The organism is Demequina iriomotensis (genome assembly GCF_000971395.1).
In the GTDB taxonomy this organism is placed as follows: domain Bacteria; phylum Actinomycetota; class Actinomycetes; order Actinomycetales; family Demequinaceae; genus Demequina; species Demequina iriomotensis.
Genome location: NZ_BBME01000018.1, coordinates 82984 through 96165, shown reverse-complemented (window position 1 = coordinate 96165; position 13182 = coordinate 82984). Strand labels below are relative to the sequence as shown.

Annotated in this window: 11 protein-coding genes and 1 tRNA gene; 7 read left to right on the top strand and 5 right to left on the bottom strand. The window is 70.6% G+C overall.

Going from position 1 to position 13182, the window contains the following annotated elements; genetic code table 11:
- Positions 1-66: 66 nt before the first annotated feature.
- From AOM09_RS12885 to AOM09_RS12855, 7 genes are all read left to right on the top strand, one after another.
- Positions 67-1257, top strand: a complete 1191-nt coding sequence (locus tag AOM09_RS12885) for a methyl-accepting chemotaxis protein (protein WP_156162367.1) — start codon at positions 67-69, stop codon at positions 1255-1257.
- Positions 1258-1332: 75 nt separating this feature from the next.
- A tRNA-Leu gene (locus tag AOM09_RS12880) sits at positions 1333-1419 on the top strand.
- Positions 1420-1808: 389 nt separating this feature from the next.
- On the top strand, positions 1809-2843 hold the full coding sequence (locus tag AOM09_RS12875) for a LacI family DNA-binding transcriptional regulator (protein WP_062389243.1): 1035 nt from the start codon (positions 1809-1811) through the stop codon (positions 2841-2843).
- A 203-nt stretch (positions 2844-3046) separates the two neighbouring features.
- Positions 3047-4387 (top strand): ABC transporter substrate-binding protein, encoded by a 1341-nt coding sequence (locus AOM09_RS12870; protein ID WP_062389240.1) that lies wholly within the window; start codon positions 3047-3049, stop codon positions 4385-4387.
- Between the two features lie 75 nt (positions 4388-4462).
- Positions 4463-5395, top strand: a complete 933-nt coding sequence (locus tag AOM09_RS12865; protein WP_062389237.1) for a carbohydrate ABC transporter permease — start codon at positions 4463-4465, stop codon at positions 5393-5395.
- A 2-nt stretch (positions 5396-5397) separates the two neighbouring features.
- Positions 5398-6246, top strand: coding sequence for a carbohydrate ABC transporter permease (locus AOM09_RS12860; RefSeq protein ID WP_062389257.1), 849 nt, complete (start codon positions 5398-5400; stop codon positions 6244-6246).
- A 63-nt stretch (positions 6247-6309) separates the two neighbouring features.
- Positions 6310-9012: an alpha-L-rhamnosidase gene (locus AOM09_RS12855; RefSeq protein WP_082099158.1), complete on the top strand. Its 2703-nt coding sequence runs from the start codon at positions 6310-6312 to the stop codon at positions 9010-9012.
- 82 nt (positions 9013-9094) lie between these two features.
- Here the strand turns inward: AOM09_RS12855 and AOM09_RS12850 are convergent, their stop codons facing one another.
- From AOM09_RS12850 to AOM09_RS12830, 5 genes are all read right to left on the bottom strand, one after another.
- Entirely contained in the window at positions 9095-10048 is a 954-nt protein-coding gene (locus AOM09_RS12850; RefSeq protein ID WP_062389235.1) for a sugar phosphate isomerase/epimerase family protein, read from the bottom strand.
- A gap of 64 nt (positions 10049-10112) precedes the next feature.
- Positions 10113-11120, bottom strand: coding sequence for a Gfo/Idh/MocA family protein (locus tag AOM09_RS12845; protein ID WP_228375142.1), 1008 nt, complete (start codon positions 11118-11120; stop codon positions 10113-10115).
- A 13-nt stretch (positions 11121-11133) separates the two neighbouring features.
- Positions 11134-11688 (bottom strand): GNAT family N-acetyltransferase, encoded by a 555-nt coding sequence (locus AOM09_RS12840; protein WP_062389232.1) that lies wholly within the window; start codon positions 11686-11688, stop codon positions 11134-11136.
- Positions 11689-11692: 4 nt separating this feature from the next.
- Positions 11693-11929 carry a hypothetical protein gene (locus AOM09_RS12835; RefSeq protein WP_062389230.1) on the bottom strand — a complete coding sequence of 79 codons (237 nt, stop codon included), beginning with the start codon at positions 11927-11929 and terminating at the stop codon, positions 11693-11695.
- Complete coding sequence (locus tag AOM09_RS12830) at positions 11929-13152, bottom strand: inorganic phosphate transporter (protein WP_082099153.1); 1224 nt, start codon at positions 13150-13152, stop codon at positions 11929-11931. The genes AOM09_RS12835 and AOM09_RS12830 overlap by 1 nt, the downstream gene beginning before the upstream one ends.
- Positions 13153-13182 lie beyond the last annotated feature (30 nt).

Genomic DNA, 13182 nt, shown 5'->3' with positions numbered 1-13182 from the left:
AGGACCTCACACCCCGGTCCACGGATGGGCCGGCGTCCCCACTCGACCTCTCAAGGATGGAGAGACATGAATCCCGCTCCTGTCGGCGCCCCGCGCCGTGGACCCCGTGTGCCGCTCATGGCGCAGATCCTCGGCGCCTTCGGCGTCGGCGTGCTCATCGTCGTCGCGGTGTGCGCCGTCGCGCTGGCGGAGGTCTCCGCGATCGCCGAGAACCCCGAGGCGAGCATCGGCGGGGCGCGCGGCGTCATCGTCGCCGTCCTCATCGGCGCCGTGGCCGGCACCTCGGCCATCGGTCTGGTCCTCGCGACGCGCGTCACCCGCGCGACGCGCCGCCTCACCGCGACCATCGAGGCGGCCGCGCACGGCAAGCTCGACGCGACCGCCGGCGTGACCTCGAACGACGAGCTGGGCGACATGTCGGCCGCGCTCGACGTCACGTCCGCCTCGCTGCGCGCGCTCATCGACCACGTCGAGAGCACCGCGCAGACGCTTGCCGACTCGGCGCGGGCGCTCACCGAGGCCAACGCGCAGGTGGCCCAGGGCTCGCGGGTGGCATCGGAGCGCGCCTCCGGCGCCGCCACGGCCGCCGACGAGGTCAACCGCAGCGTGCAGGCCGTCGCGGACGGCGCCGACGAGATGGGCGCGTCGATCAAGGAGATCTCCCACAGCGCCAACGAGGCCGCGCGCGTCGCGGCGCAGGCCACCTCGGTGGCCGAGTCGACCACGGAGAAGGTCGGTCGCCTCGGGGCCTCCTCGCAGGAGATCGGCGAGGTCATCAAGGTGATCTCCAGCATCGCCGAGCAGACGAACCTGCTGGCGCTGAACGCCACCATCGAGGCCGCCCGCGCCGGCGAGGCCGGCAAGGGCTTCGCCGTCGTGGCCGGTGAGGTGAAGGATCTGGCGCAGGAGACGGCGAAGGCGACCGAGGAGGTCGCTCGTCGGGTGTCGGCGATCCAGGAGGACACCGGCGGCGCGGTTGACGCGATCGGCGAGATCTCGGCCATCGTGAAGCAGATCAACGACTTCCAGCTCACCATCGCGTCGGCCGTGGAGGAGCAGACCGCGACCACGGCCGAGATGTCGCGCGGCGTGTCCGAGGCCGCGGCCGGCTCGGCCGGCATCGCGAGCTCGATCGCGGCGGTCGCTGAGGCGGCAGCGCATGGTGCGGACGTGACCGTCGAGGCCGATGCGTCGGTCGCCGAGCTCGCCGAGCTCGCGGCCTCGCTCCACGGCACCGTGGCCGAGTTCCGCAACTGACCCGCCGGCGCATCGTCCCCGCCGTGCGCCGGTGGTCCGGGGGCGTGCCCGATTCGTGCTAGAGTTGCCCGGCGCGCGCGAGTGGCGGAATAGGCAGACGCGCACGGTTCAGGTCCGTGTGCCCGAAAGGGCGTGGGGGTTCAACTCCCCCCTCGCGCACCACTGAAGAAGGCCCCCGAGGACTCCTCGGGGGCCTTCTCGCTGTCTCGACGGGTGCGGTCGGGCCCCGCTCGCCGCCACCTCGACGGCACGTGGAGGATCCTGTCGCCCGCACCCGACAGCCGGACCCGCCGCGGGCGCCGCCTTGACCGCGGCGTCCACCATGTGCGCCTTCCTTGCTGCCGGTTCAGCCGCTCGGGGGCCTGTGGCGCGGGTCCGATCGGTCCTGCATCGTCATCGTGGCACTAGGTGACCAAAGAAGATGAAAGCGTTCATTTGCGGTGTAGCATCGTCGCAGGCCGCGCGGACCCAACCGGGCAGCGTCGCCGATGACGATGTCGGCGGCTGGCTTCTGGCGGCAGTGTCGACCATAGGAGAGCGGGGAGGGCTCGATGGGGCGCAAGGTCGGGGTGCGCGAGGTGGCCGAGCGGGCCGGAGTGTCGATGGGCACGGTGTCCAACGTGGTCAACGGACTGACCACGGTCAGCCCCGAGAATGTGGAGCGGGTGCAGCGTGCCATCCAGGAGCTCGGGTTCGTCCCCAACTCGCACGCGCGCCAGCTCCGTGGCGGGCGGTCGGACGTCATCGGCATGCTCGTGCTCAACGTGGGGAACCCGTTCTTCGCGGATGTGGCGCACGTGGTGCAAGAGCTCGCACAAGGCGAGGGATCGCCTCTGGTGATCGCGAGCAGCGACCAGGACCCGGACCGCGAGGCGCGCCTGTTGACCATGTTCGAGGAGTCGCGTGCACGGGGGTTGCTCGTGGCCCCTGTGCGCGGTGTCACTCCTGGTCTCGTGGCTGCTCATCGCCGAGGGATGCCGATCGTGCTGCTCGACGAGCACGCTGATGGTGAGCAGTTCTGCTCGGTCTCGCTCGATGGAACGGCGGGTGGCTACGCTGCGGCAAGCCACCTGGTCGAGCTCGGTCGGCGTCGGCTCGCATTCGTCGGCGGGCCCCTCGCGCAGGTGACCGACAGGCTGGCGGGCGTCTCGCGGGCGGTAGACGAGTGCCCCGGAGCGTTGATGACCGTCTTCGAGGTTCCCGACCTGACGGTGGACCAAGGGCGCGTGATCGGCCGGCGGATCGCCGCCCTCGACGCGCGTGACAGGCCAGACGGGATCTTCGCCGCGAACGACCTGGTGGCCCTCGGTGTCCTCGCTGAACTCCAGGCCTCTGGGATCGGGGTTCCCACCGACGTGGCGCTGGTCGGCTACGACGACATCGATTACGCGAAGACGGCCGCTGTGCCGCTGACCTCGGTCGCGCAGCCGCGCACCACCATCGCGACCGAGGCGCTCCGCCTGATCCTCGAAGAGGAGCGCTCCAGCGTGACGAACCCGCATGTGCACGAGCAGCGCCGTCTGGTCCCCGAGCTCGTCATCCGGGCGAGCACCGTCGGGCCCGTCGACGCGGCCGCCTCCAGGTAGGTCGCACTTCGCGCAGTTCGGTGGGCCGGGGTCGTCGCGACACACGCCGCGGAGCCCTCCCGTGTTGGCTGCAACGCCGCGCCTGCGCCGCTGGACCCGTGGCTGAACCGTTACATTCACACTAGCCATTCACGCGCAAATTATGATTGAATCCGTTCATCGGCAAGGCATTGGGGCCTAGCTGACCAAGGAGGAGGACAACGATGCCTTTCACTCTTCACCGGCGCCGGATCGCGCTACCTGCGTTTGTCGCCGTCTCGGCGATCGGTCTCGCGGCGTGTGCGACGGGCACCGCGCCCGCCTCGAGCGACTCGGCAGAGGGCGCCGCCGGCGACGAGCCGGTCACGCTCTCGCTGCTCATCGAGAACTCGGAGGTGACGGTCGGGATCGCCGAGGCGCTCACCGCCGCGTACACCGCCGAGAACCCGAACGTGACGTTCGACATCGAGCAGCGCCCGGGCGGCACCGAGGGCGACAACCTCGTCAAGACCCGCCTCCAGACGGGCGAGATGACGGACATCTTCCAGTACAACTCGGGTTCGCTGTTCCAGGCGCTCGCCCCGACCAAGACGATGCTCCCTCTCGACGACATCGCCACCATGGATGCGGTCTCGGACACCTTCAAGGCCGGCGTCGCGGCCGAGGGGCACGTCTACGGTGTCCCGTCGGCGACCGCCATGGGAGGCGGCATCCTCTACAACATCCCGCTGTACGAGGAGCTGGGCCTCGAGATCCCCACGACGTGGGACGAGTTCATGGCGAACAACGCCGCGATCGCCGACGCGAAGCCTGACGTGGCGCCGGTCGTCCAGACGTACGGCGAGACCTGGACCTCCCAGCTCTTCGTGCTGGCGGACTTCGCCAACGTGCTCGCCGCGGACCCGGAGTGGGCGGACAAGTACACCGCCAACGAGGCGAAGTACGCCGACGGGTCGCCCGCCATCGATGGCTTCCAGCACCTGCAGGAGGTGGCGGACGCCGGATACCTGAACAAGGACTTCGCGTCCGCTGGGCTCGACGACGGCATGCGGATGGTCGCCACCGGTGAGGGTGCGCACTACCCGATGCTGACCTTCGCGTTCTCGTCGCTGCAGGCGAACACGCCTGACCAGGTCGATGATGTGGGACTCTTCGCGCTTCCCGGCGAGGAGCCGGACAGCCCGCTCACCACGTGGCTCTCGCACGGTTACTACGCCTCGGCCGACACCGAGCACGCCGATGCGGTGAAGGCGTTCCTCAGCTGGGTCGCGACCCCCGAGGCCTGCGACGTCCAGACCGAGGCCGTCGGCGCCCAGGGGCCCTACTTCGTCGAGGGTTGCACCATCCCCGACGACGTCCCGCAGATGGTCGCCGACATGATGCCGTACTTCGAGTCGGGCAACACGGGCGCCGCCCTCGAGTTCCTCTCGCCGGTCAAGGGCCCGGCGCTGGAGCAGATCATGGTCGAGGTCGGCTCGGGTATCCGTTCCGCGGACGACGCCGCGGCGTACTACGACGAGGACGTCAAGAAGCAGGCCCAGCAGCTGGGCCTCGAGGGCTGGTAAGCCCACGCCCATCACATCAGCACACCCCCGGGTCTCGGCCGTGACCGGGACCCGGGGGGCGAGCGGAGCTCCCTCATGACTGACACACTGCACGCGCCCCAGCAGGCGATCCCTGCCGATGGCGGCGAGCCGGCACCGACGCGGAGAACGCGGAAGCGCAGCAACTACCCCATGTGGTTCTACGCCCCCGCGGGCGTGATCTACGGCGCGCTCTTCGTGGTCCCGACGTTCGCCTCGTTCTACTTCGCGCTCACGCGGTGGACGATCTTCGACTCCGAGTTCATCGGGCTTGAGAACTTCAAGACCTTCTTCGCGGAGCCATACCTGTTCGAGAGCCTGCTGAACACCCTGTTCTACGCGACGTTCACCTCGGGCGCGAAGGTCGTCATCGGGCTTCTGCTCGCGGTATTCCTCTCGAGCCAGATTATCGCCCGCGGGTATCTCCGCAGCGTGGTCTTCTTCCCGGTGCTCGTCTCGGCGGTCGGCGTGGGCGTGACCTTCTCAGTCCTCATGGACCCGTTCGATGGGCTCATCAACAAGATGCTCGCCGTCGTCGGCGTCGAGGGGCCGGGCTGGCTCACCGATCCCGATCTGGCGCTGTTCTCCGTCGCGCTCGTCGATGTGTGGCGCGGCGTCGGCCTCGCCACGCTCATCTACATCGCCGGCATCGTCGCGATCCCGCAGGAGTACTTCGAGGCGGCGAAGGTCGACGGAGCCAATGCGTGGCGTCGCTTCTGGCACGTCACCCTGCCGCTCATGCGTCCCGCCACGACGACCGTGATCATCCTGTCGCTCATCGGCGGCCTCCGGTCCTTCGATCTCATCTGGACCATGACCAAGGGTGGACCGGGCTTCAGCTCGGACGTGCTCGCATCGGTCGTCTACAAGCAGTATCAGGCAGGCTTCTATGGCCTGTCGACGGCAGGCAACGTGGTGCTCTTCGTCCTCGTGGCAGCGATCGTCATACCGCTGTTCTGGTTCCTCAACCGCAAGGAGGTCGACCAGTGAGCATCGCCACCCAGAGGTCCTCGCTCAACCGCACGTACTCCCGCATCGGCGGGCTCGCCGGCATCATCGTCTCGGCGGTCGTCTTCCTCGTGCCGTTCGCCTTCATCTTCGTCACGGCGTCGAAGACCCGAGGCGAGGCCGCGCTGCTCGAGTTCTCCTGGCCCACCGAGTGGGCGTTCGTCGAGAACCTTGTCGAGGTGGTCCAGTCGCGCGACTACATCCTCATCACCGCATTCATCAACTCGACGATCCTGACCGTGGCATCCGTCGCGATCATGGTCATCGTCAGCGCGATGGTCGGCTACGTCCTGCAACGCCGCAAGAGCCGCTGGAACCCGCTCATCAACTTCTTCGTGCTGGCCGGCCTCATCGTGCCGCCCGCGGTGGTCCCCACGATCTGGGTGATGCAGTCGCTCGGGATCTACAAGACGCTGCACGGCCTGGTCCTCATCGAGGTCGCGTTCGGCATGGCCTTCTGCATCCTCATGTTCCGTGCGTTCGTCTCCACCATCCCGCGAGAGCTCGACGAGGCGGCGACCATGGACGGCGCCGGCCCCGTGCGGCTCTTCTTCAGGGTCATCTTCCCGCTGCTGCGCTCGGTGATCGTGACCGTCATCGTCGTGCAGGCGGTGACGGTGTTCAACGACTTCCAGAACCCTCTGTACTTCCTCCCGGGCGACAAGGGCGCGACCGTCCAGGTGACGCTCTACAACTTCCAGGGGCAGTTCTCGACGTCGTGGAACCTGCTGTTCATGGACATCCTGCTCATCACGGTGCCGATGCTCGTCATGTACATCTTCTTCAACCGTCAGATCGTCGCCGGCATGACATCCGGCGCCGTGAAGGGGTAGCTCGTGGCCTCACTCGCCTCCGTCCGCATACGCGTCGACTCGGGTGCGTTCGGCGCCCTCGTCATGACCCGAACCCCGCGCCTCAGCTGGGCGACCGTGACCGATGCCGAGGGCTGGACGCAGTCGTCCGCCCAGATCGCATGGGAAGGTGCCGCCGGCACCGTCATCCATGAGATCGCCGGGGCCGCGTCGAGCCAGGTCGCCTGGCCCTTCACGCCGCTGGCCGACGGCGAGTCGGGAAGGATCCGCGTGCGGGTTCACACCCCTTCCACCGGGTGGTCGGCTTGGAGCGACGAAGCGCCCGTGGTCTGCGGTGTCCGCGAGGACTGGCCCGCGCGGTGGGTGCGCCATCCCGCGCCGCGGGCCGAGCAGTGCCCCGTCCGGCTGCGCCGTCGCGTCGAGATCCGTCGCGGACTCGCGACCGCGACGCTGCATGCCACCGCGCACGGCGTCTACCAGGCCTACGTGGACGGGGTGGCGGTCGACGACGAGCGGCTCAAGCCCGGCTGGACGAGCTACGGTCGGCGCGACACATATGCCGCCACCGACGTCACCGCGCTGCTCGTGGCGGGCGAGCGAGTGCTCACGGTCGACCTCGCGGCGGGCTGGTTCGCCGAGAAGTACGGGTGGGACGGGCTGGAGCGCTGCATCTACGGCTCGTCGCAGCCCTCGTTCTCCGCGGTGCTCCGTCTCGAGTACGAGGACGGCACGGTCGACGAGCTGATCACCGACGACACGTGGGAGGTCACCGACGCAGGTCCGGTGGTCGCATCGGGCATCTATGCGGGCGAGCGGGTGGACGCTCGTCGCGAGACTCCCGCGACCTGGGCGTCGGCGGCGTCCGCGCCGGTCGAGGGAGCGCCGGTGCCGAGGACCAGCCCGCCCGTGCGGGCGACCCAGGAGGTCGCGCCCGTGGCGCTCATCCGCACGCCCTCGGGCGCGACCGTCCTCGACTTCGGTCAGAACCTGGTCGGGCATCTGCGCATCCGTGTCTCGGGGGTCGCCGGTACAACCGTGACGCTCCGGCATGCGGAGGTGCTCGAGCATGGCGAGCTCGCGCTTCGCCCCCTCCGTCGCGCCGAGGCCACCGATCACTACACCCTCGCCGGCGACGGCGAGGAGGTGTGGGAGCCGCGGTTCACGTTCCACGGCTTCCGCTACGCGCAGGTCGACGGTTGGCCCGGCGAGCTCGACCTCGCCGACGTCACCGCGGTCGTGGTCGGCTCCGACATGCGCCGGACCGGCACGTTCGCATCGTCGCATCCTCTGCTCGACCGCCTGCACGAGAACGTCGTGTGGTCGATGCGCGGCAACTTCCTGTCGATCCCGACGGACTGCCCGCAGCGTGACGAGCGCTTGGGTTGGACGGGCGACATCCAGGTGTTCGCGCCCACCGCATCGTTCCTGCACGATGTCGATGCCTTCCTGTCGTCGTGGCTCGAGGACCTCGCGATCGAGCAGACCGATGAGGGCTCGGTGCCCTTCGTGGTGCCCGATGTGATCGACTCTGCGCGCGTCGGCACGGCCGCATGGGGCGATGCGGCGGCGCTCGTCCCATGGGCGCTCTACCAGCGGTTCGGGGATCGCGACACCCTCGCGCGGCAGTTCGGCTCGATGCGGCGGTGGGTCGACTGGATGGCGGGTCGCGCCGGTGACAACCTTCTGTGGGAGGGCGACTTCCAGTTCGCCGACTGGCTCGACCCCACGGCACCGCCCGACCGGCCTGCGGCGGCGAAGGCCGACAAGGACCTCGTCGCGACCGCGCATCTGTTCCGGTCGGCGAGGGTCGTCTCCGAGGCCGGCCGGGTGCTCGGGGACGATGCGGCGGCCGACCGGTACGCCGATCTCGCACGGCGTGTGCAAGAGGCCTGGCTGACGCAGTACGCCACGCCGGCCGGGCGGCTCATGTCCGACGCCCAGACGTCGTACGCGCTGGCGATCGCCTTCGAGATCGCCGACGACCACCGCCGGGATGCCATGGGTGACAGGCTCGCCGAGCTCGTCGAGGAAGCCGGGTATCGCATCTCGACCGGGTTCGTCGGGACCCCGTTGATCGCGGACGCGCTTGCCGATACGGGGCATGCCGATGTCGCCGGAAGGCTCGTGCTGAACGACGAGAACCCGTCGTGGCTCTACCCGGTCACCATGGGGGCGACCACGATCTGGGAGCGATGGGACTCGATGCTCGAGGACGGGCGCGTCAACCCAGGTGAGATGACCAGCTTCAACCACTACGCGCTCGGCGCGATCGCGGACTGGCTGCACAGGCGGGTCGCGGGACTCGCGCCCGCGTCGCCCGGCTACCGTGCCGTCGAGGTCCGCCCGCTCGTCCTCGAGGGGCTCGATCACGCTGCTGCGACCTTCGAGTCGGCCTACGGACGACACGAGGCCGGCTGGTCGCGCGTGGGCGAGGCGGTCCGCCTGCGGGTGGTGGTCCCGCCGAACACGACGGCGGTGGTGCACGTGCCGGGTTCGGCGGAGCCTGTCACCGTGGGCTCCGGTACCCACGAATGGGTCGCGAGCGTGCCGTTGCCCGTGCGACCGCACCGACGGTTCTCGGCTGACACGCCGCTGGTCGAGATCCGGCGCGACGCCGCCGCGTACGCGGCAGTGCGCGGCACCGCCGAGCGAGTGCTCGGGGTGTCGGCCAGCCGAGAGTTCCTGCGCACCATGCAGTGGGGCGCGCAGGGGACGTTCCGCAACTTCGCTCAGATGCTGCCGGGAGGAATCGTCGAGGAGATCGATCGGGCGCTCGCCGCGCTCTGACGCTCGTGGGAGAGCACGTTCCGTGCCTGCGGGAACGGGCTGCCGCCGCGCGCGACCCCCCCCCCCCCGCGCCCGGACCCGCTCAGAACTCCATCGACCGCAGGTACTCCAGCCCCGCGACCGCGGGCCCGAACGGGTCGGCGGCGGGATCGTCGACGGGATCGCGCTCGACCACGTAGAAGTCGATGGCGGGCCCGGCCTCCGCGAAGATCGCCGGGAAGTCGATGGTGCCCTCGCCGACGGTGGCGATCTCCCCGTCCTCGTCCATGTCCTTGACGTGGAGCAGTGCGATCCGGTCGCGGTGCTCCGCGACCAGCGCCACCGGGTCCTCGCCGGCGGCGACGGCCCAGTAGAGGTCGAGCTCGAACGTGACGTTCTCGGGCGACGTGTGCGCGACGAGGATCTCGAACGCGCTCTGACCCCCGTCGATCGACGTGAACTCGTAGTCGTGCAGGTGGACCAGGTAGCGCATCCCCGCGTCGCGGGCCATGGCTCCGAGGTGGTCGATCCTCTCCGCGAACGCCACCCACTCGGCGCGCGAGGTGAACGTGCGGGGGTTCTCGCCCGCGCCCACGTACTCCGCGCCGAGCGTCGTCGCGGTCGCTAGCTTGTCCGCCCACTGCTCGTCGGTGGTGTCCATCGTCACCGACGTGTGCAGCGAGCTCGCCTCGAGGCCGTGCTCGTCGAGCAGTGCGCGGTACTCCTCGGCGTCGAGCCCCTGGAAGCCCGTGTAGTCGACGGGCTCGACGTGGCTGTAGCCGGCCTCGGCGAGCCGGGCGAGCACCTCCTCCTGGCGGGCCTGCGCCGCATCGTCCTCGCCGAAGCCGATGTACTGGAAGAAGGTGAACATCTGGATGCTGATGCTGGCATCCGGGATGGACGATGCGCCGGCCGGGGGCGTCGCCTCCGCCCCGGCGGTGCCGCGCGGCACCGTCACGGCCCATCCGATCCCGATCAGCGCCGCCGCGGCGACCGCCGTCGCGATCAGCGCGAGGCGCCTCGTGCGCCGCCCCGTGGTCCGCTGGGTCCCGCTCACCGTGATGTCCCTCCCGTCGTCCGGCCCCCGCGTGGGGCCGGATCCGCCTGCGCCACAGTAGGCCCTACGGCCGCCGGGCCACGCCGGCGGCGTCGTAGATCGCGTCGAGCACGCGCATCTGAGCGATCGCGGCCTCGACATCGGTGCCGATCGGACCGCTGCCGCGCGCCGCCCGTGCGAACGCCTGGAGCTGGTACGCGTACGTGCTGCGCCGGTCCACCCGCTCCACGCGGCGGCCCTCGGCGGTGCGCACCTTGATGATGCCGCGCATCTGGGGGTGGTACGGGAGCGGCACCTCGAGCGTCCCCGCGTCACCCTCGACCGTCAGGGTCGCGCCGACGAGGCGGCGCGACCACATCGACGACACGATGCTGCCCTCGACGCCGCCCTCGAAGGCGAGGTCGGCCGTGAGCAGCCGGTCGATGTCGCCGCGCATGACGGCGCGCGCGTCGACCACCTCGGGTGCGCCGCCGAACAGCTCGCGGAGCATCCGGACCGGGTAGTAGCCGATGTCGAGCAGGCCACCGCCGCCGAGCGCGAGGTTCCACCGGATGTCCCGGCCCGGCGGGATCGGCGCGCAGAAGGTCGCGCGCGCCCGCCGGACGGTCCCGAGCTCGCCACCGGCGAGGATCTCGCGCAGGCGTCCCATGAGCGGGTGATGGTGGGTGTGGTACGCCTCCATGACCACGACGCCGGTGGCCGCGGTCTCCTCGGCGACGCGCACGGCGGCGTCGCTGTGGGACGTGAAGGGCTTCTCGCACAGCACGTGCTTGCCCGCGCGCGCGGCCGCGATGGTCCACTGGGCGTGCAGCGCGGCCGGCAGCGGGACGTAGACGGCGTCGATGGCCGGATCCTCGAGCATCGCCTCGTACGAGCCGTGCACCTCGGGAATGCGGTGCCGCCGCGCGGCGGCCTCGGCGCGCGCCCGGTCGCGCGCGGCGAGCGCCGCGACCTCGACGCCCGGTAGGTCCGCGGCCGGGGCGACGAGCGCGTCCTTGACGATGCGCGCCGCGCCGAGCACGCCGATGCGCAGCGGCGCGGCGGTGCCGCCCACGCGCACCGCATCGTTCATCCCGCGTCCCTCCTCAGGCGGCGCGGAGCATCACCACGTCGGCGTGCTCCTGCCCGCCCACGCGGTAGGTCCGCCCGCCGATCACGGCGAAGCCGTGCCGCGCGTAGAACGCCTGCGCGCGGGCGTTGGCCTCGTTGGTGCCGAGCCACACGGGCAGGTCGCCGTGGGTGGACGATGCGGCGGCGACGGCGGCCTCGAGCAGCGCGCCGGCGGCGCCGGTCCCCTGGGTCGAGGCGCGCACGTAGATCTTGGAGAGCTCATGGACGCGCGCCGTGTCGACGCCCGCCGAGCTCAACGGGCCGGACGCGTCCTCGTCCCCGCACTCCCCGGTGAGGACCAGGGCGTACCCGACCAGCGCATCGTCCCGCGCCGCGACCATGAGCGTGGCCGCATCGTCCCCCAGCCAGGCCTCGAAGGCCGCCGGCCCGAGCGCGTCCCTCAGATGCGCCGCGATGGCGGCGGGATCGGTGCCAGGCGGGCACGCGAGCGGGAACGTGTCGGCGGCGAGGCGCACGAGGGCGTGCACGTCCGCGCGAGCGGCGGCGCGCACCGTGAGCGGGGACGTCACGGGGTCAGTGGCCGCCGGCCGCGATGTACGCGACGGCGCCGAGCACCGTGAGCGCGGCGATGCCGAAGCAGATCCCGCTGAGGATCTTGCGCCCCGTCGAGATTCGCCCGTTCGCGTCGCGCGCGCCGGGTCCCTCCGCGATGCGGACGCCCAGCGCGAACAGCGCGGGCAGCCCGGCGCCGACCACGAGGCCCCACAGGAGGATGTTGCCCAGCGCGTCCCACTCGACGTAGGTGCCCATCACTTGCCTCCCAGCTTGCGGCGCTTGCCCTTCTTGGACACGCGCATGAGCTTCATGTCGTGATCGACCACGGACTCGGCGAGGATCGACTCGTTGTCCTTCTTGGGCTTCCAGTCCTCGTTGACGTTGTGGTGGCCGACGGCGTCCTTGCGCGACGCCATCCAGATCGCCGCGGAGCAGGCGATGAGGGCCGCGAACACCACGAACGAGCCGACGCCGCCGCCCACGAGCGCGCCGAGCCCGTAGGCGAGGGCGCCCACGATGCCGGCGGCGGGCACGGTGATGAGCCACGCCAGGAACATGCGGCCCGCAACGGACCAGCGCACCGAGGCGCCCTTCATGCCCACGCCCGAGCCCAGGATCGAGCCGGTCGCGACGTGCGTGGTCGACAGCGAGTAGCCGAAGTGGCTCGAGAGGAGGATGACGGCCGCGGACGAGGTCTCGGCGGCCATGCCCTGGCGGGACTCCAGCTCGACCAGGCCCTTGCCGAGCGTGCGGATGACGCGCCAGCCGCCGAGGTACGTGCCGAGCGCCATGGCGAGGGCGCATGCGAGGATCACCCAGAACGGGACTCCCGAGTCCGCGGGGACCGCGCCGCCCGCGATGAGCGCGAGCAGGATGATGCCCATCGACTTCTGCGCGTCGTTGGTGCCGTGCGCGAGGGACACGAGCGAGGCCGAGCCGATCTGGCCCCAGCGGAACAGCCGGTCGTTGTCGTCCTGCTTGACGTCGCGCGTGAAGCGGGTCACCAGGCGCGTGCCGACGGACGCGACCAGGATCGCCACCACGGGCGCGATGAGCGCCGGAAGCAGGACCTTCGAGATGAGCCCGTCCCACAGGACGCCGCTGGTGCCGGCGGCGGCCAGCACCGCGCCGACCACGCCGCCGATGAGGGCGTGCGAGGAGCTCGACGGCAGCCCGAGCAGCCACGTGAGCAGGTTCCACAGGATGCCGCCGGTGAGCCCTGCGAGGACCACGCCGAGCGTGACGACGTCGGAGTCGACGATGCCCTTGGCGATGGTGGCGGCGACCGTGAGCGACAGGAAGGCGCCGACGAGGTTGAGCGACGCGGACAGGAGGACGGCTTGCTTGGGCTTCAGGGCGCGGGTCGCGATGGAGGTCGCCATCGCGTTGCCGGTGTCGTGGAAGCCGTTGGTGAAGTCGAACGCGAGTGCTGTCGCGACGACCACCGCGAGGAGGAGGGGCTCGGTCACACGCACCATTGTGGGGGGTTCTCAGGGGTGATGCGTGGG